At 64.8% G+C, this 20332-nt stretch carries 19 protein-coding genes; 10 read left to right on the top strand and 9 right to left on the bottom strand.

Annotated elements, in window-relative coordinates; translation table 11 throughout:
* Positions 1 to 55 precede the first annotated feature (55 nt).
* The 9 genes from NA2_RS08330 to NA2_RS08290 all read right to left on the bottom strand — a co-directional run bounded on the left by NA2_RS08330 (position 56) and on the right by NA2_RS08290 (position 9284).
* Positions 56 to 1048 carry a type II secretion system F family protein gene (locus NA2_RS08330; RefSeq protein WP_008596149.1) on the bottom strand — a complete coding sequence of 331 codons (993 nt, stop codon included), beginning with the start codon at positions 1046 to 1048 and terminating at the stop codon, positions 56 to 58.
* A 2-nt stretch (positions 1049 to 1050) separates the two neighbouring features.
* A complete protein-coding gene (locus tag NA2_RS08325; protein ID WP_008596148.1) occupies positions 1051 to 2064 on the bottom strand; it encodes a type II secretion system F family protein in 1014 nt (337 codons plus the stop codon).
* Positions 2065 to 2108: 44 nt separating this feature from the next.
* On the bottom strand, positions 2109 to 3644 hold the full coding sequence (locus tag NA2_RS08320) for a TadA family conjugal transfer-associated ATPase (protein WP_008596147.1): 1536 nt from the start codon (positions 3642 to 3644) through the stop codon (positions 2109 to 2111).
* Between the two features lie 19 nt (positions 3645 to 3663).
* The gene (locus NA2_RS08315; RefSeq protein ID WP_008596146.1) at positions 3664 to 4941 is read right to left on the bottom strand and encodes a CpaE/TadZ family protein; all 1278 of its coding nucleotides are present in this window, start codon (positions 4939 to 4941) and stop codon (positions 3664 to 3666) included.
* A 22-nt stretch (positions 4942 to 4963) separates the two neighbouring features.
* Positions 4964 to 5728, bottom strand: a complete 765-nt coding sequence (locus tag NA2_RS08310) for a CpaD family pilus assembly protein (RefSeq protein ID WP_244423611.1) — start codon at positions 5726 to 5728, stop codon at positions 4964 to 4966.
* Positions 5729 to 5741: 13 nt separating this feature from the next.
* Positions 5742 to 7301, bottom strand: a complete 1560-nt coding sequence (locus NA2_RS08305) for a type II and III secretion system protein family protein (RefSeq protein ID WP_008596142.1) — start codon at positions 7299 to 7301, stop codon at positions 5742 to 5744.
* 26 nt (positions 7302 to 7327) lie between these two features.
* Positions 7328 to 8143 (bottom strand): Flp pilus assembly protein CpaB, encoded by an 816-nt coding sequence (gene cpaB / locus NA2_RS08300; RefSeq protein WP_008596141.1) that lies wholly within the window; start codon positions 8141 to 8143, stop codon positions 7328 to 7330.
* 291 nt (positions 8144 to 8434) lie between these two features.
* On the bottom strand, positions 8435 to 8956 hold the full coding sequence (locus NA2_RS08295; RefSeq protein WP_040677192.1) for an A24 family peptidase: 522 nt from the start codon (positions 8954 to 8956) through the stop codon (positions 8435 to 8437).
* Positions 8957 to 9098: 142 nt separating this feature from the next.
* The gene (locus NA2_RS08290) at positions 9099 to 9284 is read right to left on the bottom strand and encodes a Flp family type IVb pilin (protein WP_008596138.1); all 186 of its coding nucleotides are present in this window, start codon (positions 9282 to 9284) and stop codon (positions 9099 to 9101) included.
* A 338-nt stretch (positions 9285 to 9622) separates the two neighbouring features.
* Here NA2_RS08290 and NA2_RS08285 point away from each other — a divergent pair, with 338 nt between their 5' ends.
* The 10 genes from NA2_RS08285 (at position 9623) to recF (ending at position 20303) form a co-directional block, all read left to right on the top strand.
* Entirely contained in the window at positions 9623 to 10060 is a 438-nt protein-coding gene (locus NA2_RS08285; RefSeq protein WP_008596136.1) for a pilus assembly protein N-terminal domain-containing protein, read from the top strand.
* 167 nt (positions 10061 to 10227) lie between these two features.
* Positions 10228 to 10782 (top strand): TadE/TadG family type IV pilus assembly protein, encoded by a 555-nt coding sequence (locus tag NA2_RS08280; protein ID WP_008596134.1) that lies wholly within the window; start codon positions 10228 to 10230, stop codon positions 10780 to 10782.
* Between the two features lie 158 nt (positions 10783 to 10940).
* Positions 10941 to 11567 carry a TadE/TadG family type IV pilus assembly protein gene (locus NA2_RS08275; protein ID WP_008596133.1) on the top strand — a complete coding sequence of 209 codons (627 nt, stop codon included), beginning with the start codon at positions 10941 to 10943 and terminating at the stop codon, positions 11565 to 11567.
* A gap of 132 nt (positions 11568 to 11699) precedes the next feature.
* Positions 11700 to 12932 (top strand): phosphopentomutase, encoded by a 1233-nt coding sequence (locus NA2_RS08270; protein WP_008596132.1) that lies wholly within the window; start codon positions 11700 to 11702, stop codon positions 12930 to 12932.
* On the top strand, positions 12925 to 13815 hold the full coding sequence (gene mutM, locus NA2_RS08265) for a bifunctional DNA-formamidopyrimidine glycosylase/DNA-(apurinic or apyrimidinic site) lyase (protein WP_008596131.1): 891 nt from the start codon (positions 12925 to 12927) through the stop codon (positions 13813 to 13815). Before NA2_RS08270 ends, mutM begins: the two co-directional genes overlap by 8 nt.
* Before the next feature lie 29 nt (positions 13816 to 13844).
* Entirely contained in the window at positions 13845 to 14618 is a 774-nt protein-coding gene (locus NA2_RS08260; RefSeq protein ID WP_008596130.1) for an enoyl-CoA hydratase, read from the top strand.
* Positions 14619 to 14817: 199 nt separating this feature from the next.
* Positions 14818 to 15084, top strand: coding sequence for a 30S ribosomal protein S20 (gene rpsT, locus NA2_RS08255; protein ID WP_008596129.1), 267 nt, complete (start codon positions 14818 to 14820; stop codon positions 15082 to 15084).
* A gap of 891 nt (positions 15085 to 15975) precedes the next feature.
* Positions 15976 to 17580 carry a chromosomal replication initiator protein DnaA gene (gene dnaA / locus NA2_RS08250; protein ID WP_244423610.1) on the top strand — a complete coding sequence of 535 codons (1605 nt, stop codon included), beginning with the start codon at positions 15976 to 15978 and terminating at the stop codon, positions 17578 to 17580.
* Positions 17581 to 17917: 337 nt separating this feature from the next.
* Complete coding sequence (gene dnaN / locus NA2_RS08245) at positions 17918 to 19036, top strand: DNA polymerase III subunit beta (RefSeq protein WP_008596126.1); 1119 nt, start codon at positions 17918 to 17920, stop codon at positions 19034 to 19036.
* Positions 19037 to 19130: 94 nt separating this feature from the next.
* Positions 19131 to 20303 (top strand): DNA replication/repair protein RecF, encoded by a 1173-nt coding sequence (recF, locus tag NA2_RS08240; protein ID WP_008596125.1) that lies wholly within the window; start codon positions 19131 to 19133, stop codon positions 20301 to 20303.
* Positions 20304 to 20332: the final 29 nt, after the last annotated feature.

Below are 20332 nucleotides of genomic sequence, written 5' to 3'. Positions count from 1 at the left end.
CGCCGGCTTTTCCTTGCTCTCAACTCGGTACAGTTCGACGGCGCGATCTCCGCTGTCAGAACAGGCCCTGTTCCTTGATCTGGATGCCGGCGGGGCCGAGGATCACGGCGAACAGGACCGGCAGGAAGAACAGCATCATCGGGACCGTCAGCTTCGGCGGCAGGGCAGCCGCCTTCTTCTCGGCCGCGGTCATGCGCATCTCGCGGCTCTCGTCCGCCAGGACGCGCAGCGCATGGCTGACGGGGGTGCCGTAGCGCTCGGCCTGCGTCAACGCCTGCGTGACGCTCTTGACGGTGTCGAGACCGGTGCGCGCGCCCAGATTCTCGTAGGCCTGTCGGCGCTCCTGGAGGAATGACAGCTCGGCATTGGTCAGCACGAGCTCTTCCGCCAGCGGGACGGATTGAGCGCCGATCTCGTCGGCGACGCGGCGGAACGCCGCTTCGATTGACATGCCGGATTCGACACAGATCAGCATCAGGTCGAGCGCATCGGGCCAGGCCAGCTGGATCGACTGCTTGCGCTTCGAAGCCAGGTTGGAGACATACAGCACCGGCGCATAGAAGCCCGCATAGGCGACCAGCATGCAGACGAATATCTTGATGAAGAAGGGCTGTTCCGGCAGCCCATTCATCAGGAAGATGTAGATCGCCGCCATGGCGAAGCCCACGATCGGCAGGACCAGACGGAAGAACAGCAGCTTCGTCAGCGGGTTCTGGCCGCGGAAGCCGGCCATGCGCAACTTCGCGACCGTCGCCTCGTCCGCCAGCGCCCGGCGCAGGTCGAGCCGTTCGACGATGGCGCGCATTCCCATCGAATGTTCTTCCCGCAGCCCGCCGCGCCGCCGCTGCTCGGCCTCCGCCGCAAGGCGCGCACGCTGCTTCGCCCTCAGCTCCTCGCGTTCGAGGGCGACATTCTTCATCCGCGCCTTCAGCGGATCGCCGCCGAAGGCCGGCAGGAGGGTGAAGACCGTCGCGAACACGGCAATCGCCACGAACAGCGCGATCAGGAAGCTCGGATCGATGATGGCGCCGACATAGTTCCCAGGCATCGCTAGACCTCGAAGTTGATCATCTTGCGCATCACGAGGACACCCATCGTCATCCACACGCCGGAGACGCCGAGAATGAGATGGCCGACGCTCGTCGTGAAGAGCGGCATGATGTAGGTGGGGCTGGTGATGTAGACCAGGAAGGCGACGATGAAGGGCAGCGCGCCGATGATCCACGCCGAGGTCTTGGCCTCCATGGACAGCGCCTGCACCTTGGCCTTCATCTTTTTGCGGTCGCGCAGCACGCGCGACAGATTGGAGAGCGCTTCCGACAGATTACCGCCAGCCTGCGACTGGATCTGGATGACGATGCCGAAGAAGTTCGCCTCGGGACAGGGCATCGAATCGCCCATGCGCATGCAGGCTTCGGGGGTCGATATGCCCATCTGCTGCGATTCAACGATGCGGCGGAATTCCGTCTTCACCGGTTCGCGCGCCTCGCTGGCGATCAGCCGGATGCCGTCATTGATCGGCAGGCCGGATTTGACGGCGCGCACGATCACGTCGAGCGCGTTGGGAAACTCGTTCAGGAAGGCCTTCACGCGGCGCTTCCGCTTGAAGGACACATACCAGCGCGGCAGGCCCAGTATGCCGACGACGAGCGCGCCGGGCAGGACGATCAGCGGGGCGCCGAGCAGGAAAACGACCACGGTGCAGGAAAGGCCGCTGACCACCGACATGACGTGGAAACGCTCGACGGAGATCGACATGCCGGCCTGCTTCAGCTGCAGCTTCAGCGGCGGTTTGCGGATCTTGCTGTCACGCGTCTTCTGGCGATCATCCAGCTCCTTCAGCGAATCCTGGATCGACTTGCGCCGCTTGGCGACCTCGGCGACACGGTCGCGCGAGGCTTTGACCATCGCCCGGTCGGTCTGCGCGCTCTTGATGGTCTCGAGCCGCCGGCCCGCCTTGCGTTCCTCGGCGATGCTGTTGAACATGAAGACATAGGCCAACGCCCCGGCGCTGCACCCGGCCAGCGCGATGAAGGCGACCAACATGATGTCGAGGCCGAACATGCGTCAGAACCCGCTTGCGTGTTTCGTTGCGCCACCGGTCATGGCTAGTCCGCCTTCTTCTCGATGGCTTCAAGGGCCGTGGCCAGACGCCGTTCCTCGCCGTAATAGCGTGCGCGATCCCAGAAATGCGGCCGGCCGATGCCCGTCGAGACATGCTCGCCGAGGATGCGACCGTTCGCGTCCTCGCCCTTCATGTCATACAGGATCAGGTCCTGGGTGATGATCACGTCGCCTTCCATGCCGATCACCTCGGTGACGTGGGTGATGCGGCGCGAACCGTCGCGCAGGCGCGAGGCCTGGATGATGACGTCCACCGAGCCGACGATGATCTCGCGCACGGTGCGCTGCGGCAGGGAGAACCCGCCCATCGCCACCATGGATTCGATACGGTTAAGGCACTCGCGCGGGCTGTTGGAGTGAATGGTTCCCATCGAGCCGTCGTGACCCGTATTCATCGCCGACAACAGGTCGAACACCTCGGCGCCGCGCACCTCGCCGACGATGATGCGTTCGGGACGCATGCGCAGACAGTTGCGCACAAGATCGCGCATCGTCACCTCGCCCTCGCCCTCGAGGTTTGGCGGGCGCGTCTCGAGGCGCACCACATGCGGCTGCTGGAGCTGCAGTTCGGCCGAGTCCTCGCAGGTTATGATGCGCTCGTCCTTGTCGATGAAGCTGGTCAGGCAGTTGAGCAGAGTCGTCTTGCCCGAGCCGGTGCCGCCGGAGATCAGCACGTTGCAGCGCACGCGGCCAATGATCTTCAGGACCTCGGCGCCCTCGGGCGAGATCGCCCCGAAACGCACGAGCTGGTCGAGCGTCAGCTTGTCCTTCTTGAACTTGCGGATGGTCAGCGAGGCGCCATCGATCGACAGCGGCGGCGCGATGACGTTGACGCGCGATCCGTCGGGCAGGCGCGCGTCGCAGATCGGGCTTGATTCGTCGACGCGGCGGCCGACCTGGCTGACAATCCGCTGGCAGATGTTGAGGAGCTGCTGGTTGTCGCGGAAGCGGACATTGGTCTGCTCGACCTTGCCGTCCACCTCGATGTAGACGCGCTGGGCGCCGTTGACCATGATGTCGGCGATGTCGTCGCGGGCGAGCAGCGGCTCCAGCGGGCCGTAGCCCAGGACGTCGTTGCAGATGTCCTCGAGCAGTTCCTCCTGCTCGGAGATCGACATGGCGAAGTTCTTGATCGCGATGATGTCGTTGACGATATCGCGGATTTCCTCGCGCGCGCTGTCGGGGTCGAGGCTGGCGAGCTGCGACAGGTCGATGGTCTCAATCAGCGCCGAGAAGACCTGGCTCTTGGTGTCGTAATAGGATTCGCTGCGCACGCGCGTCGTGCCGGACGGCCGCGCGGCGGGCTGCGCCATCGGCTTGGGCGGCTCGACCCGGGGCTGCGGCGCGGGCGCTGCCGGCCGTTCGGCATGCTCCTCAGTGGCCGGCCGTTCCGGCGCGGATCGTTCCGGGGCGGGCCGTTCGGGCGTCAGCAGATCCGTTCCCGCACCCTCGAAGGCCCGGGAAACCTGGGTGTGGGGCGTTGCGGGATGACCGCTGCTATTGCCTCGCTTTCCGAACATCGACTGCTACCGATCCGCCTCAGCTCTTGCGTTTCAACCGTTCCAGCACGCCGGACAATCCGGCCTTCTTCTTCACCTTGATCTCGCGCCGTCCGGTCAGCATGTGCGCCAGGTCGTTGATCGTCTCGACGACCGGGTTCTTGGCGTCTATCTCGCCCAGCATCCGTCCGTTGTTGGCGGCGTTGCCGAAGAGCTGCGGGTCGAACGGGATCGTCGCCAGAGGCGTGATGCCCAGGGGTTCGCTGAAATCCTCCAGCGAGATTTCAGGGCGTTTGGGAATGCCCGCCTGATTGAGGATCAGCTTGGGCGGGGCGTCGTTCGGCCTGAGCTTCTTCAGCGTGTCGATCAGGTTCTTGGTGTTGCGCAGATTGGCGAGGTCCGGTGTCGCCGTGATGACGACCTCGTCGGCGCGCGCCAGCGTCGTCTTCGTCCAACCGCTCCAGATATGGGGGATGTCGAGCACCAGGACCGGCGCGGTGCGCTGCGTCGTGTCGATGATCTGCGCGAAGGCTTCGGAGTCGAAATCATAGACCCGGTCGAGCGTGGACGGCGCGGCCAGCAGCGACAGCCGCTCGGCGCATTGTGCCAGGAGCCGGTCGAGATAGACCTCGTCGATACGCTCCGGCGAGAACACCGCCTCGGCGATGCCCTGGGCGGGATCCTGGTCAAAATTGATGTTGGCGGTGCCGAAGGCGAGATCGAGATCGGCGACCACCACCTCGCTCTCGAACAGGGTGGAGACAGACCAGGCGATGTTGTGCGCCAGCGTCGAGGACCCCACGCCGCCCTTGGCGCCGAGAAAAGCGATCGACCGTCCCACCGGCTCGGCGTCGGGATCGACGAAGATGTTGGCGATGACGCTGACGATGTCGGCCATCGAGATCGGCGCGACCACATACTCGGAGATGCCCGCCCGCATCAGTTCGCGGTAGAGCCAGACATCATTGTAGTGGCCGACGATAACCACCTTGGTGCTCGGGTCGCAGACCTGGGCGAGCTGCTGCAGAGAGGCGATCATCTCCTTCGGCTCGCTGGCCGATTCGACGATGATCAGGTTCGGCGTGGCGGCGGTCTGGTAGAACTCGACCGCCGTCGCGACGCCGCCCATATGCACCTTCAGATGGGCCTTGGCCATGCGCCGGTCCTCGCCGGCCCGCTCGATGGGGCTGGAGACGGCCTCGGTCTCGCAAAAGGCCTGGATCGAAATGCGCGGCACCGGGCGCAGTGTCTGCAGCGCCTGGTCCGCCTCGTGCGTCGCGATCTCGCTGTGATCGGTTTCGTAGGCCAGATTGCTCATTTCATGCCCCTCGGTCGCCCGCCTAGTAATTGACTTCCCGGTTGCTACGCATCTCTGCGGCAACCTTGCCCGGCTCGTATTTGCTCTCCTTCAGGCCCTTGTAGCGATCGATCACGCCCATGCGGTTCTCCGCATCGATCTCCGTCTGCTTGCGCGGACCGAGGAAGTCGGTCGGGTTGGCAACCTGAGCGGCGAGGTTGTTCTGATAGGAGCAGCCGAAATTGGCGTGCAGCTTGTTGTCCGTGGTGTCCATCAGGTCCGCCGGCCAGCGGCCGCAGGCATTCGTCGATGCCTTGACCGCCGGATAGGAAACCCGGATGGGCGGTGACGCATCCGGCGCAGGCGACTGATAGGCGAGAACGGCGATCCGCTCGCCGGGAACACCCCGGGCGCGGATGAAGTCCGTCATGTCCGCGGCGATGTTGGATGCTGCCAGCTCGTTGGCCGAGCCGGCCGGCACGAGGATGGTCACCGGTCCTCCGGCACGCGTGTCGTAGCCGTCGAGGAAGCCCGCCAGGGTCGAACCCTGCTCACGCGTCAGGCGCCGCGAAGAGTGGCCGACGGGCAGGTCGATCTGCTGCGTCGTCTCGGAGATGACGATCGGATGGTTGGTGCGGTAATCGTCCGGCACCGAGCCGACGATCACCGAATCGCGCTTGGCGAAGCTGCATCCCGACAGGAGCGCCACGCCCGCGACCACCAGCAACGAGCCGGCGCGGCGCGCTGCGGTCGCCCCGGAACCCCCCGTCCGCGAACGGTTCTGCTTCATCGTAACCAGCCCAGACATGGCTTTTCCCCGCTCACTTGTAGATGTAGCCGACAACGCCGTGGTAGCGGCCGTTGGGCAGGTTGGTCTTCATCGTCCCGTAGACGCGGTTGACGCGGCCCAGGAACATGCCCGCGCCATCGCTGGCCGGCGTGAAATTGTCGTCCGGCTTGGCGAGCGCCATGCGCGCCGCCGGCCGCGACAGGTAGGGCGTGACGATGATGACCAGCTCGGTCTCGTTGCGCACGAAGTCGCGGCTGCGGAAGAGCGTGCCCAGCACCGGGAGCTTGGAGAGACCCGGCACGCCGTTGAAGGCCTGGCGCACGTCGTCCTGGACAAGACCGGCGATCATCATCGAGCCGCCCGAGGGCAGTTCGACAGTCGTGTCGGCCAGACGCTTGCGGATGGAGATGGCGTTCATGCTGGACGCGTCGCGATAGCGCCGTCCGCGCCCCATGCCGGCGGCAAAAGTCTGCGAACCCTGCATCGTCGGCTCGGACACCTGCGTACGGATCTTCAGGCTGATGCGCCCCGCCGACAGCACGGTCGGCTGGAACTCGAGGCCGATGCCGTAGTCGATCTTCTGCACGTCGTACTTGAGCGCATTGGTTTCCGCATCGACCTCCTGCGCAGTAACGATGTTGAACTCGCCACCGACGCGGAACACCGCCTTCTCGCCGGATACGGCGGTCAGCGCCGGCTCGGCCAGCGTCTTCATCACGCCCGCCTGCTCCATGGCATTGACATAGGCGTCGATCAGTGAACCGCCGAGCGAGAACTGGGTCGGCGACAGCGGCTTGCCGAGGCCGAAAGCATTGTCCGCCACCGCGCCCCAGGAAATGCCGTCGGCGCTGCCGGAGCCGATCATGTTGACGCCGAGCTGCTTCATCACCGAGCGGCTGACCTCTGCGACCGTCACCTTGAGCGTGACCTGATCCTCGCCGATGATCTTCAGCATATTGACGATACGGCTCTGCTGGCGCTTCTGGTCCGGGTTGTTGATCGCCACCCCTCCGCCATCGGTCGGCGCCGCCGCGCTCTGCGAATACTGACCGGTGGTCGCTTCACCGCCCGTCACGAAGATTTCGGCGAGTTGCGCCGCGCGCGATGCGTCGAGCGGCGTCTCGACGGTGCCTGTCAGCACGACGTTGTCGTTGATCAGCTCGACGTCGATGTCGGAATTCGGAATGAAGCGCTTCAGGTGGTCTTCCAACCCGGCCACGTCGCGCTCGACCGCGACTTCGAGGCTGGCGATCTGATCGCCATTGGCGCCGAACACGAAGATGTTCGTCTCGCCGACCTGCTTGCCGAAAAGGTAGATGCGCCGCGCCGTGCGGGTCACCGCGTCGGCGACCGACGGGTTGGCGACCAGGATATCATAGGCGTCGCCCGGCAGATCGATCACCAGCGACTTGTTCAGGCCGAGCTTGACCCGCTGGCCGGAGGCCTGCCCGCCGCTCGTCTTGACCAAGCCCTGCTGGGCATGGGCGATGCCGGGCTGCAGCATCATGTCCGCCACCACCAGCGCCGCGCAGCCGAGCATCAGGCGCGCAGCGATCCGGCCGGGACGGCTGGTTCCAGCGAACATCTTCATGGCTAAACCCGTCTTGCTCGTCGCCGTCATTTCCGCGTCCCCACTTCGGTGACCTCGCCCGATTTGATCAGACGCACGCTGTTGCCCCGTCCCGCGCCGGAGACGAGGTAGGCACCGTCGTCCTCGGGCGGCACATTCGTGTCGGTGATGGCGCGCAGCGAAAGTGTCAGGCGGTCCGCCATCTGCTGCGCGACCGTGATGATCTCCGCCTGCTCGGGCGAGAGCTCCAGGGTGGCGGTCTCGCCGACCTTGACCCGGCGACCCTCCTCGTCCTCCTGGATGGTCTGGTCGATGGCCAGCACCTTGATGTTCTTCAGGATCGTCTCCGTGATGAAGCCGCCGGTCGTCGCGGCCTCCTGCGCGCGGCGCGTCATAATGACGTCGACGAAATCGTTCGGCAGGATGAAGCCGCCGGCGGAGGTGTCCGCCGCGATCTGCGTGGCAACGGCGCGCTTGCCGGTCGGCAAGATCGCAGACATGAAGCTCATCCCCTCGCCGATCAGCTTGGAACGCCGCAGCGGCTCGCCGGAGTAGAGCGCCACGCGGGCGATCGAGTTGCGCAGTTCGTCCAGCGCCTGCGGGCTCTGGTCGCGCGTGATGAAACTCGCATTGATGTTGTCGGCGGGCCAGGCCTCCCAGCTCAATGCGCTGGCGAGCTCGGTCCCCATCGGGACGTCCTGACTCAGCATGAGCACGTCGACCAGCTCGACCGCCGGCTGCTGCGGGCCGGCGTCGGCGATCGGCTGCTGCGGTGCCGGCGCCGTCAGGTTCTTGGCGACGTAGCCGGCGCCAAGGGCCGCCATGACGGCGACGCCTAGAATGACGATCCGGGATTTGTTCATAACGACGCCCCTCGCACCCATAGTTCCCTAACGTGACCCGGAGAATGGGGCGGCAATCGTCAAATTAGGGTTAACGATAACCTTACGATCGTGATTAATTTAAAGTTTAACGATCATGGACGGCAGCATTCCCGCAGGGATGGAAACATCCCGGCCAGCGTGGGATTGCGGCGGCCGCGCATGCAGCTTCGGCCCAAGGCCCGGAGATGGCGCGCTTGAATCGGAAGGATGCCGGAGCAAAGAGCAGACATGTCGGGCCGGAACGACGTGGAGACGCGCCGGCAGATGCGCTCAGAGAACGGCGAGCCGCTCCAGCGCCCACTGAATGAGCGGGGCTTCCGGAAAGGTGATCAGGCCCGAGAGGCCAAGCGCGATGCCGTAGGGCACGCCCGTCTTGGCATTCGCGAAATGCCGCAGGAACGTGTTGTTGCCGGTCATGAGCGCCAGAGGCGAGCCACGATAGTAAAGGATCGCCATGGTCAGGACACCGCCGATCATGGATGCGACCACCAGATACTGGAGGAGGCCAAATCCGAAGCCGAACCAGACCGCCGTCGCGCTGAGCAGCTTGGCGTCGCCGCCGCCCATTCCCCCCAGCGCGAAGAGCGCGAATGTGACCGAGAGGACCAGGGCGCCGGCGGCGAAGTGCATGCCGTAGGCCGCCCAGCTCATGCCGGTCAAAGGCGCGATGAGGGCGAAGGTCAGGAGGAGAATGACGGAAACGCGGTTGGCGATCGTCATGGACAACATGTCCGACACGGCCGCGAAGGCCATGCAGAAGGGGAATACGACAAAGATGATTGCTTCCAACATGATGACCGTCCGCGCTTGACGCCGCAACAATAAGGCAGCCCGCCTTAATGCTTGGTGAAGCGGTTGCCCGCACCGCAAAAGCAAACGGCCGCTTCAATCCTGAAGCGGCCGCCTGCACTACTGACTAGACTAGGCTCGGATATCAGCCACCGCCCGGGAGCGCACCGTCAAGCGTACCGCCCGCGCCGGTGAAGGCAGCGTTGATGCTCGTGCCGAGCGTGCGGGCGCCGGCGATGATGCCGAGCGCGATCAGCGCGGCCAGCAGCGCGTATTCGATGGCGGTGGCGCCGGACTCGTCTTTCATAAAACGTGCAAACAGATTAGCCATGAGAAGTACTCCTCTTCCGCGTTTTGTTTAACAGCAGGACCGTCAACGTTTCTTGGTGTGTTGATCGGATGGCCTGACCATACGGGGAAGCTCTTTCGGCCGGCTTAAGAAACACCATTACCAAAACCTTTCCGTGTGGAAGACGGCGGGTTGGTTAATCGGCAACTAAGGCGGAGGCGGGTTCGGAGGTCCATCGATCCCGCGTATATATATAATGTCAGGCGCTCAACGGCGGCGCGTTTTCAGACTCCGGCCCGCCACCACAGGCTGCCGGCACTTAACGCTTGGTTCACCATTCGGCTTCATAGTCTCTTCAGCTTGAATTGGGGAGCCGGGCGATGCGTGCCGCATTCTTTCAGACCAGACATGTGCTTCTAGGCGCGGTGCTCGCAGCCGGCATGCTCGCTGCCACGGGAATCGCGAAGGCGGAAACCGGCATCAGCGTGGTGATGAACCAGGCAAAGATCGTCAAGCTGGCGCGCGCCGCGGACACGATCGTCATCGGCAATCCCGAGATCGCCGACGCCGCCGTGCAGGATGCGAACACCATCGTTCTGACCGGCAAGGGCTTCGGCGTCACCAATCTCGTGGTGCTCGACATCGACGGCCAGCCGATCGTCGACGAGCAGGTGGTCGTCAGCCGGCAGGCGGTCCAGTCGGTCCGCATCTATCGCCGCGCGAAGATCCAGACGCTGTCCTGCACCCCCTATTGCGAAAGCGCCTACAAGACCGACGCGGAGCGCACCTCCGAGGTCGAGATCGGCGCAGGTCAATAAGCCTTCGGTATGCGGAGAGGCGGACGACCTGGAAAGGGCGCTCCTCGCCCTCCGGTTGGTTAGCAGATCGTTAAGCCCCCATCGATGTTTTGAGTGATCAGCAAAACCGGAATGCAACCGGAACGCGCTAGGATCACGCCAATCATCTTTGCCTCGGGGGCTTGGACATGAAAGATACAGGCAAGACGCACTCGGGCGGCCGGCCCACCATGAAGCGACGGCTGCTGCAGCGGTTCGTCAAGAATCGGGAAGGCGCGACGGCTGTCGAGTTTGCCCTTCTGGCTCTGCCCTTCCTCATCCTGATCTTCGCGATCCTGGAGGCGTGCATCGCGTTTGCGGCACAGCAGCTGGTCGCCAACGCAACCGACGACGTGGCGCGCCAGTTCCGCACCGGCAGGGAGCAGGCTGGGCCGACGTTCAACGAAACAAAGCTGCGCCAGATGGTGTGCCAGCGGATGACGATCCTGGTCTCCAGCACCTGCCCCGGACTGTCGGTCGACCTCAGACAGTTCGACACCTTCGAGGACGCGGCAAAGGCCACGGTCAGTTTCAATCCCGACGGCAGCATCAAGACCAAGGTCGATCTCGGCCCGGCACTCTCCAAGAACATGCTGCGGGTTTACTACCGCTGGCCGGTGATCACCAACCTTCTGGCGGAGACGCTGCCCGACGGCAAGCTGATGCTGTTCTCCTCTGCGACTTGGCAAAACGAACCGTTCTAGGAGCATAGGAGCGGACAGCGGAAGCCGGTTTCCGGCTGCTGCGACGTCCCACCAGTAATTCAGATCGTCCTTTGCCAGTCCGGATGGACGCACGGCGATCAGGCGACCAACGAAGATCAGGGAACGAACCAATGTGCAACAATCCGATCTTACACGCTATGGCCGCGAAGCCGCAGCACGATCGCCGGCACGGCTTTCTCACGAAGATGCGCCGCTTCGCGTCCGACCGGCGCGGCGTAGCCGCACTGGAGTTCATCTTCGTCGCACCTCTCCTGTTCGGACTTTACTTCCTGACGCTGGAGTTCGCCCAGGCCATCGACACCAACAAGAAGGTCAGCCGCGTGGCCAGCACGGTGGGCGACCTGATCGCCCAGCAGCCTTCGATCACGCCGGGTGAGGTCGATGCGATCATGAAGATCGGCGGAGCGCTTCTGACCCCTTACAAGCGGTCGCCGCCGAAGATCATCGTCACGGCTGTCGAGATCACCGACGAGCCCACACCACAGGTGAGAGTGGTCTGGTCGCGAAAGCTGCAGGACGGCAAAACCAGCGAAGCCCTGAAACCGGGCAGTTCCGCAGAGGTGCCCGAAAAGCTCAAGACCCGGGGAAGTTTCTACATCTGGGCGACCGCGGATCTCGGCTACAAGCCGATCATCACCTGGTCGGAGAGCGGCAAGAAGACCCTCGGCCTGACCGCGATGGTCGGCCTCGACAATATGGAGATGAGCGAGCGCTATTACCTGCGTCCACGCATGAGCCGCACCATTCCCTGCCCCGACTGTTGACGGGTCCCCGGCTTTGCGCGGTGAAATCCGCCGTGCAAAGCCCCCTTGCATCGCAGCGCCGGTCCTGGCTGATTGCCAAGCCGGTGCTGCGCTCTTATGTCTGGAACATCGGCAGCAATGGTGTTGTTCCCAATGGCGCGCGCTTTCCTCTTCGTTCTCGATTCCTTCGGCATCGGCCATGCGCCGGACGCCGTGGCTTTCGGCAATGCCGGGGCCGATACGTTCGGCAACATCGAGGCAGCCTGCGCCGAGGGCCGGGGTGATCGGGAGGGTCTGCGCCGCGGCCCGCTGAAGCTTCCCAACATGAAGTCCCTCGGCCTCGCCCACGCGGCGGCTCTTTCCGCCGGGCGGAATGCCGCGTCACTCGGCTCCACCACCGGCTTCTACGGCGCGGCGAGCGAGAGGTCGCTCGGCAAGGACACGCCCTCCGGCCACTGGGAGATCGCCGGCGTGCCCGTGCCCTTCGCCTGGAACTATTTCCCCGAGAGCGAGCCGACATTTCCCCTCGCCCTGACGCAGGCGATCATCGAGAAGGCGGAGCTGCCGGGAATTCTCGGCAACTGCCACGCCTCGGGAACGGAAATCATCGCCCGGCTGGGCGCGGAGCACATCCGCAGCGGCAAGCCGATCTGCTACACCTCGGCCGATTCCGTCTTCCAGGTCGCGGCGCATGAGCGGCATTTCGGCCTCGAACGGCTTTACGCGCTGTGCGAGATCGTTCGGGAACTGGTCGATCCGCTCAACATTGGACGTGTCATCGCAAGGCCGTTTATCGGCGAGAACGAGCAGGAGTTCGAGCGGACGGCCAACCGGCGCGACTATGCGGTTCCCCCTCCCGAGCCGACCCTTCTCGACCGGGTCGAAGCGGCCGGCGGGCGCGTGATCGGCATCGGCAAGATCGGCGACATCTTCGCTCATCAGGGCGTCAGCGAGGTGCGCAAGGCCGCCGGCAACATGGCGCTGTTCGAGGCGTCGCTGAAGGCTATGGAGGATGCGCGGGACGGCGATCTCGTCTTCGCCAATTTCGTCGATTTCGACACGCTCTACGGCCACCGGCGGGACGTGCCGGGCTATGCGGCGGCACTCGAGGCGTTCGATCGCCGCCTGCCCCATGCGCTGGCGCTGATGCGCGAGGGCGACATGCTGATCCTGACCGCCGACCATGGGTGCGACCCGACCTGGAGCGGCACCGACCATACGCGCGAGCGCGTGCCGGTCATCGGCGCCTCCCCCGATATCAACGCCACCTCGGTCGGTGTGCGCGCCACCTTCGCCGATATCGGCGAAACCATTGCGGAGCATCTCGACCTGCCGGCCGGCCGGCACGGCACGTCCTTCCTGAGCGAGCTTGCCAACGATGCCTGAACTGCCCGAGGTCGAAACCGTTCGCCGCGGGCTGCAGCCCGCGATGGAAGGCGCCCGGATCCGGATGGTGGAGCTGCGCCGGCCCAATCTGCGCTTTCCCTTCCCGGACGATTTCGCAGGCCACCTCGCCGGACGGCAGATCGTGGCGCTCGGGCGCCGCGCCAAGTATCTGCTGATCCATCTCGATACCGCCGATGTGGTGCTCTGCCATCTCGGCATGTCCGGATCGTTCCGCATCGACCAGGACGACGAGGATGCCATGCCCGGCGTGTTCCACCACGAGCGCTCCAAGGCAGAGAAGCACGATCACGCGGTCTTTCACCTGACAGGAGCCAGCGGGCGTTCGCTGCGCATCGTCTACAACGACCCGCGCCGCTTCGGTTTCATGCTGCTGCACGAGGACGGACCGCTGGACAGCCATCCGCTTCTGGCCGGCCTCGGCGTCGAGCCGACGGGTAACATCCTGGACGGCGCCCTTCTGGCGGATCTGCTGCGCGGCCGGCGCACGCCGCTCAAGTCCGCGCTGATGGACCAGAGGCTGATCGCCGGCCTCGGCAACATCTATGTCTGCGAAGCGCTGTGGCGCGCGCGCCTGTCGCCGCGCCGCATGGCCGACACCGTGTCCGGCAAGGCCGGCGTATCGGAACGCAGCCAGAGGCTGGCCGAAGCGATCCGCGCGGTGATCGCCGAGGCCATCGCCGCCGGAGGGTCGTCGCTGCGCGACTACGTGCAGACCGACGGCTCGCTGGGCTACTTCCAGCACCGCTTCAACGTCTATGACCGCGAAGACGATCCATGCCGCCGCGAGGGATGCGGCGGCACGGTCCAGCGGATCGTCCAGAGCGGTCGTTCGACTTTTCATTGCCCCGCCTGCCAACGCTAGGCGTGAAGGAACACGGAGAGGACATACGCATGGCCTATGAAACGATCTTGGTGGAAACGCGCGACCGGGTTGGCCTGGTGACGCTGAACCGGCCGAAGGCGCTGAACGCTCTCAACGCGCAGGTGCTCGAGGAAGTCGTCGCCGCGATGCAGGCGTTCGACGAGAACGCGCGGATCGGCGCGATCGTCCTGACAGGCTCCGAAAAGGCATTCGCCGCCGGCGCCGACATCAAGGAGATGATGCCGAAGACCTATATCGACGCCTATATGGAGGACCTGTTCGCCGGCTGGGGCGGGTTGACGCGGGTGCGCAAGCCCATCATCGCGGCCGTGGCCGGCTACGCGCTCGGCGGCGGCTGCGAACTGGCCATGATGTGCGACTTCATCATCGCGGCGGAGAACGCCAAGTTCGGCCAGCCGGAGATCACGCTCGGCGTCATGCCCGGCATGGGCGGCTCGCAGCGCCTGACCCGTTTCGTCGGCAAGTCGAAGGCCATGGACATGTGCCTGACCGGCCGGATGATGGACGCGGCGGAGGCGGAGCGCTCCGGCCTCGTCTCGCGCGTCGTGCCGCCGGGAGAGCTGATCGAGGAGGCATTGAAGGCGGCCGGTACGATCGCGGACTTCTCGCTTCCCGCCGTCATGATGACGAAGGAAGCTGTCAACCGCTCCTACGAGACCACGCTGGCCGAGGGGCTGCGCTTCGAGCGGCGCGTGTTCCATGCCATGTTCGCCCTCGACGACCAGAAGGAGGGCATGGGCGCCTTCACGGAGAAGCGCCTGGCCAACTTCAAGAACCGTTGAGCGGGGCAAAAACCTGCCGCAGGGCATTGCACGCTGGCTATTTGCCATCGCGGGCGCGCTTTCGCAGCCACGGGCGTTGACGCGCCGGAAAAGCTCCACTATAAGCCGCCACGACTGTGGTGGCCCTGCGGCTGCCCCTTTTTGTTTTGCGCCCGCGCCTTTCGCACCGGGCGATGACCGTAGAGATAAGTGAGGATCCATGGCCAACACGTCTTCGGCCAAGAAAGCGGTTCGCAAGATTGCCAACCGCACCGCGGTGAACAAGAGCCGCCGCTCGCGCGTGCGCAACTTCGTGCGCAAGGTCGAGGAAGCCCTGGCTTCCGGCGACAAGGCTGCGGCCGAACTCGCTTTCAAGGCGGCTCAGCCCGAGCTGATGCGCGCCGCCACGAAGGGCGTCCTTCACAGCAACACCGCGTCCCGCAAGGTCTCTCGCCTCGCGCAGCGCGTGAAGTCGCTCGGCGCCTGATACTTCCATAAAGAACTGGATGAACCCGGCGCTCGCGCCGGGTTTTTCTTTGTCCTGCAACAGGTTGGCAACCCATGCGCGCATAGCGTGTGGGGCCGGCCTTTTCGTGCTTGCCGGCTCAACAACATGAGAACACGTCAAATTTTGTCACACAACGCCCCGGAGATTTTTGCGCCTAGGGCGGTTTTCTTTTTATAAACAGTCGCTTATGGAAGTTTATCCACAGCTTGCTCATGTCACGGCAAGGCTGGCCGACATGTGTAAATGTCAAGCTTTTTTTTAGGATTTTTTTTCGCTGGGGCCAACCGACCCGCGCATTTCGAAAAGGCTTTTGAATCCAAAAGGCTTATGCGCGCAGCGCGGCGGAGAGAACGATTCCCGAGCGTTGCACAAGAGCAGATTCGAGAAAAAAGGGTCAGGCCCGCTCTTGCTCTTTCCACAAGGATTTCGCTAAGGTCTGGCCATCGAGAGGGCGCTCAGAGCCCAGAGCCTTAAGCCAAAATCGGCACCGATTGCGACGTGGTCGTTTCCGCGCGCGGGGGTTCTTTGCGCTCTCGAAAGCAGGCTGACAGGCCGGCTTGCCGGGGATGAATTGTGGGTGACAACATGTCTTTGGACCGTGCCGTCTGGCATGGTTGCGATCGCCAAGGAACAACTGACGGTTGAGGCATTTGGGTGGGACACACGGTTGGGCCGGCCGGATCGTTGTAAAGGAGAGTGGAGCCGGAACGTGGTCGATGGCGACGACCAGGACACATCAAACAGACAATCATAAGGACCCCCGGCCAGGCAGAGCCGGTTGAGAGGCAGGCGCAAGACCTGTCGCAAGACCGCTTCAAGACAAAGAGCCGACCGGGAAAACGCCATTCATTAGGAACAGGGACATCAGGAATGCAAAGCGGCGCGGAAAGGGAAGTTTCGGGGGGATTTTCTTTTCAAGAGCAATTGTCTCAGCAAGAAGCCATTGAAAAGGCAGATACAGATGCGGACCGAAGTGGCGGCAAGGCCCGCCCGGATATCCAGGCGGATGCCGGTGCCGGAAACGGCCCCTCGGAGGTGGTCTTCGAGCGCGTCAAGGCGCAGTTGAAGGCCCGCCTGGGCAGCGAGGTCTATTCCAGCTGGTTCGGTCGCATGAAGCTGATGGAGGCTTCGAAGAGCGGCGTACGGATTTCCGTACCGACAGCCTTCCTGCGCTCATGGATCAACGGTCACTATCTCGACCTGATCACCGAGCTCTGGAAGCAGGAAGAGCCGGACACGCTCAAGGTGGAGATCGTCGTCCGCACGGCGACGCGCAATGTGCGGATGCCGCAGGAGCCGAAGCCCGCCGTGGCGCGCAAGGTCGCCAGCCGGCCGCAGACGGCGCTGGCCACGGGAACGCTGTCCTCGTCGCACGGGCCGCGCGGCGGCGTCGTGCAGAACGCCGAGGCGGAGGGCCGCTCGAACATTCTGGGGTCGCCGCTCGACAGCCGCTACACCTTCGAATCCCTGATCGAGGGGCCGTCGAACCGCGTCGCCTGCGCCGCAGCGCGCACGGTCGCCGAGTCCGATTCCAACGCGATCCGGTTCAACCCGCTGTTCCTGCATGCCTCGGTCGGCCTCGGCAAGACGCACATGCTGCAGGCGATCGCGGCGGAATCCCTGCGCCGCAAGCCGCAGGCGCGCGTGGTCTACCTGACGGCGGAGTACTTCATGTGGCGCTTCGCCACCGCGATCCGCGACAACAATGCGCTGACGCTGAAGGAACAGCTGCGCGACATCGATCTCCTGATCATCGACGACATGCAGTTCCTGCAGGGCAAGTCGATCCAGAACGAGTTCTGCCACCTGCTCAACATGCTGCTGGACAGCGCGCGGCAGGTGGTGGTGGCGGCGGACCGCCCGCCTTCCGAGCTGGAATCGCTGGAGCCGCGCGTCAAGTCGCGTCTCAACGGCGGCGTCTCGCTGGAGATCGGCGCTCCCGATTTCGGCATGCGCCTAGCGATCCTCAAGCAGCGCCTCGCAAGCGCCCAGGCGGAAGACGCCTCGCTCGACATTCCCGAGGAGATCCTCGTGCATGTGGCGCGCTCGGTCACGGGCAGCGGGCGGGAACTCGAAGGCGCGTTCAACCAGCTTCTGTTCCGCCAGTCCTTCGAGCCGCAGATCACCATTGACCGGATCGACGAGATCCTCGGCCATGTCTGCCGTGCGGGCGAGCCGAAGCGGGTGCGCATCGAGGACATCCAGCGCATCGTGGCGCGCCACTACAATGTCTCGAAGACCGAGCTGCTGTCGAACCGGCGCACGCGCACCATCGTCAAGCCGCGCCAGGTGGCCATGTATCTGTCGAAGGTGATGACGCCGCGCTCCCTGCCGGAGATCGGCCGCCGTTTCGGCGGACGCGACCACACGACCGTGCTGCACGCCGTGCGCAAGATCGAGGGGCTGACGGACGGCGACAAGCAGCTCGCCCAGGAAATCGAGCTGCTGAAGCGGCTGATCAGCGACCAGGCCTGAGGCGGCCTGCCGTCGGGCGGAAACGCCTGACGGCCGCCTTGGATCAGCGAAGGAATCGGCCGGAGTCCTCCCGCGACTCCGGTTGAAGCCGGAGCGGACGCAAGCGCCCGCGCGGACCCGCAGGAAAACCGCTTCGGGATCGTCGTATCCTGCTCCCGGCCTGCTCTCTTTGGCGTTTTCCCCAGAAAGGCTGGCCCTGCGCGGCTTCCCCCGATCACGGGCTTGCCTTTCTTCTTGATTTCCTGTCAGTTTGTCCAAAATCAAGCCTGTTCAAGGCTGTCCCGGACGTGTTGCACGTCCGCGAGACGCACTTTCATTCAAGTGAGATCGATCGGTCATGCGTGTTATTCTGGAACGCTCCACCCTCCTGAAATCCCTCAACCATGTGCATCGCGTGGTCGAGCGACGCAACACGATACCGATCCTGTCGAACGTGCTCCTGAACGCCGACGGCGCCAGCCTGCAGCTCAAGGCGACCGACCTCGACCTCGAGGTCACGGAAGCGGCCGCGGCGACCATCGAGCAGGCTGGTGCCACGACCGTGCCCGCGCATCTGCTCTACGACATCGTGCGCAAGCTGCCCGACGGCGCGGAAGTGATGCTGAAGACCGACGAGAGCGGCAATGCCATGTCGGTCGTCTCCGGCCGCTCCAGCTTCCGGCTCCAGTGCCTGCCGCAGTCGGATTTCCCGGAACTTTCCGCCGGCAATTTCTCGCATATCTTCCGGCTCGATTCGACGGCACTGAAGGATCTCATCGAGAAGACCCAGTTCGCCATCTCGACCGAGGAAACGCGCTACTACCTGAACGGCATCTTCCTGCACGCGATCGAGGAGGGCGGCGCCCTGAAGCTGCGCTCGGTCGCGACCGATGGCCACCGCCTGGCGCGCGCCGAGATGGATGCGCCGGCCGGTTCCGAGAACATGCCCGGCATCATCATCCCCCGCAAGACGGTCGGCGAGTTGCAGAAGCTGGTCGACAATCCCGACATTGCGGTCACCGTCGAGCTCTCCGACAACAAGATCCGCTTCACCATCGGCAGCGTCATCCTGACCTCCAAGCTGATCGACGGCACCTTCCCCGACTATCAGCGGGTCATCCCAACCGGCAACGACAAGGCGTTGATCATCGACCGGCAGAGCTTCGCCGCCGCCGTCGACCGCGTCTCGACGATCTCCTCCGAGCGCGGCCGCGCCGTGAAGATGTCCATCACCGACGGCCAGGTGACGCTGACGGTCAACAATCCGGACTCCGGCAGCGCCACGGAAGAGGTCGCCGCCGACTACCAGTCGGACCCGATCGAGATCGGCTTCAACGCGCGCTACCTGCTCGACGTGGCGGCGCAGCTCTCGGGCGGCGAGGCGCGCTTCCTGCTGGCCGACGCCGGTTCCCCCACGCTGGTTCAGGACGCGGGCGACGAGAGCACGCTGTATGTCCTGATGCCGATGCGCGTCTAGAGCGCTTTGGCGTCGCCTGGGAGCCCGGCGACCCTGTGAATGCGCAAACATGGGTTGGGGCGGTGCGCCGCCCCGGAACGTCACCGAGAGTGCCTTGGCCGACCAGACAGAGGTGAAGGGGCAGCCCGCCCAGACCCATATCGCCAAGCTGAGCCTGAGCGATTTCCGCAACTATCGCGCCCTGTCCCTCGAGCTTGCGCCGGGCGCGGTCGTGCTGACCGGCGAGAACGGCGCCGGCAAGACCAACCTTCTGGAAGCCGTGTCGTTCCTTTCCCCGGGCCGCGGCCTGCGCCGCGCCACGCTCGACGATGTGGCGCGTGCCGGCAGCGAGGCCGGCTTCGCGGTCCATGCCCGGCTGGAGGGCGCCTTCGGCGAGTGCGAGATCGGGACGGGAACCGCGGGCGCCGGCAATGGCGTCGATGCCGCCGGCCGGCGCGTGCGCATTAACGGCGAGACGCCGCGCTCGATCGACGCCATGCTCGAATGGGTGCGCATCCTGTGGGTGACGCCCTCCATGGACGCGCTGTTCACCGGCCCGGCCGGCGACCGCCGGCGCTTCCTCGACCGGCTGGTGCTGGCGATCGACCCGGCGCATGGCCGGCGCGCGCTCGACTATGAGAAGGCCATGCGCGCGCGCAACCGCCTCCTGTCCGAGGATTCGCGCGATGCCGCGTGGTTCGACGCCATCGAGACGCAGATGGCCGAGACCGGTGTCGCCATCGCCGCCGCCCGCGCCGAGATGGTGCGGCTCATCGCGGCGATGAACGAGCGCCTGCCGGAGGACGGCCCCTTCCCCAAGGCGGAGATCGCGCTCGAAGGCACGATCGACGCGGAGATGGGCCATCGCCCGGCCGTCGACATCGAGGAAACCTTCCGCGCCCTGCTGCGCGACCAGCGCCACCGCGACCGTGCCGCCGGGCGCACGCTGGAAGGGCCGCACCGCAGCGAGCTTCTGGTGCGGCACGTGCCGAAGGACATGCCGGCGGCGCGCTGCTCGACGGGCGAGCAGAAGGCGCTGCTGGTCGGCCTCGTTCTGGCCCATGCCCGGCTGACCGCGGAGCTTTCCGGCAATGCGCCGATCCTGCTTCTCGACGAGATCTCGGCGCATTTCGACCCGGACCGGCGCGCGGCGCTGTTCGCCATACTGGAGGACCTGAACTGCCAGGCCTTCATGACCGGCACCGAAGCCAGCCTGTTTTCCGCGCTGGAGGGCCGCGGACAGTTTCTCACGGTCTCCGCCGGCGCGGTCATGCCACGCCGGCCCTAGACCCCTGACACACCCCCGCATGCGGACTA

This window comes from Nitratireductor pacificus pht-3B (assembly GCF_000300335.1).
GTDB classification, from domain to species: domain Bacteria; phylum Pseudomonadota; class Alphaproteobacteria; order Rhizobiales; family Rhizobiaceae; genus Nitratireductor; species Nitratireductor pacificus.
The sequence above is the reverse complement of the archived record's forward strand: the minus strand, read 5'-3'. Positions and strand labels throughout refer to the sequence as shown.

Coding starts and splice junctions, on each gene's coding strand:
- NA2_RS08330 (WP_008596149.1), bottom strand. CDS start 1,048: ATGCCTGGGAACTATGTCGGCGCCATCATCGATCCGAGCTTCCTGATC.
- NA2_RS08325 (WP_008596148.1), bottom strand. CDS start 2,064: ATGTTCGGCCTCGACATCATGTTGGTCGCCTTCATCGCGCTGGCCGGG.
- NA2_RS08320 (WP_008596147.1), bottom strand. CDS start 3,644: ATGTTCGGAAAGCGAGGCAATAGCAGCGGTCATCCCGCAACGCCCCAC.
- NA2_RS08315 (WP_008596146.1), bottom strand. CDS start 4,941: ATGAGCAATCTGGCCTACGAAACCGATCACAGCGAGATCGCGACGCAC.
- NA2_RS08310 (WP_244423611.1), bottom strand. CDS start 5,728: ATGTCTGGGCTGGTTACGATGAAGCAGAACCGTTCGCGGACGGGGGGT.
- NA2_RS08305 (WP_008596142.1), bottom strand. CDS start 7,301: ATGAAGATGTTCGCTGGAACCAGCCGTCCCGGCCGGATCGCTGCGCGC.
- cpaB (WP_008596141.1), bottom strand. CDS start 8,143: ATGAACAAATCCCGGATCGTCATTCTAGGCGTCGCCGTCATGGCGGCC.
- NA2_RS08295 (WP_040677192.1), bottom strand. CDS start 8,956: ATGTTGGAAGCAATCATCTTTGTCGTATTCCCCTTCTGCATGGCCTTC.
- NA2_RS08290 (WP_008596138.1), bottom strand. CDS start 9,284: ATGGCTAATCTGTTTGCACGTTTTATGAAAGACGAGTCCGGCGCCACC.
- NA2_RS08285 (WP_008596136.1), top strand. CDS start 9,623: ATGCGTGCCGCATTCTTTCAGACCAGACATGTGCTTCTAGGCGCGGTG.
- NA2_RS08280 (WP_008596134.1), top strand. CDS start 10,228: ATGAAAGATACAGGCAAGACGCACTCGGGCGGCCGGCCCACCATGAAG.
- NA2_RS08275 (WP_008596133.1), top strand. CDS start 10,941: ATGGCCGCGAAGCCGCAGCACGATCGCCGGCACGGCTTTCTCACGAAG.
- NA2_RS08270 (WP_008596132.1), top strand. CDS start 11,700: ATGGCGCGCGCTTTCCTCTTCGTTCTCGATTCCTTCGGCATCGGCCAT.
- mutM (WP_008596131.1), top strand. CDS start 12,925: ATGCCTGAACTGCCCGAGGTCGAAACCGTTCGCCGCGGGCTGCAGCCC.
- NA2_RS08260 (WP_008596130.1), top strand. CDS start 13,845: ATGGCCTATGAAACGATCTTGGTGGAAACGCGCGACCGGGTTGGCCTG.
- rpsT (WP_008596129.1), top strand. CDS start 14,818: ATGGCCAACACGTCTTCGGCCAAGAAAGCGGTTCGCAAGATTGCCAAC.
- dnaA (WP_244423610.1), top strand. CDS start 15,976: ATGCAAAGCGGCGCGGAAAGGGAAGTTTCGGGGGGATTTTCTTTTCAA.
- dnaN (WP_008596126.1), top strand. CDS start 17,918: ATGCGTGTTATTCTGGAACGCTCCACCCTCCTGAAATCCCTCAACCAT.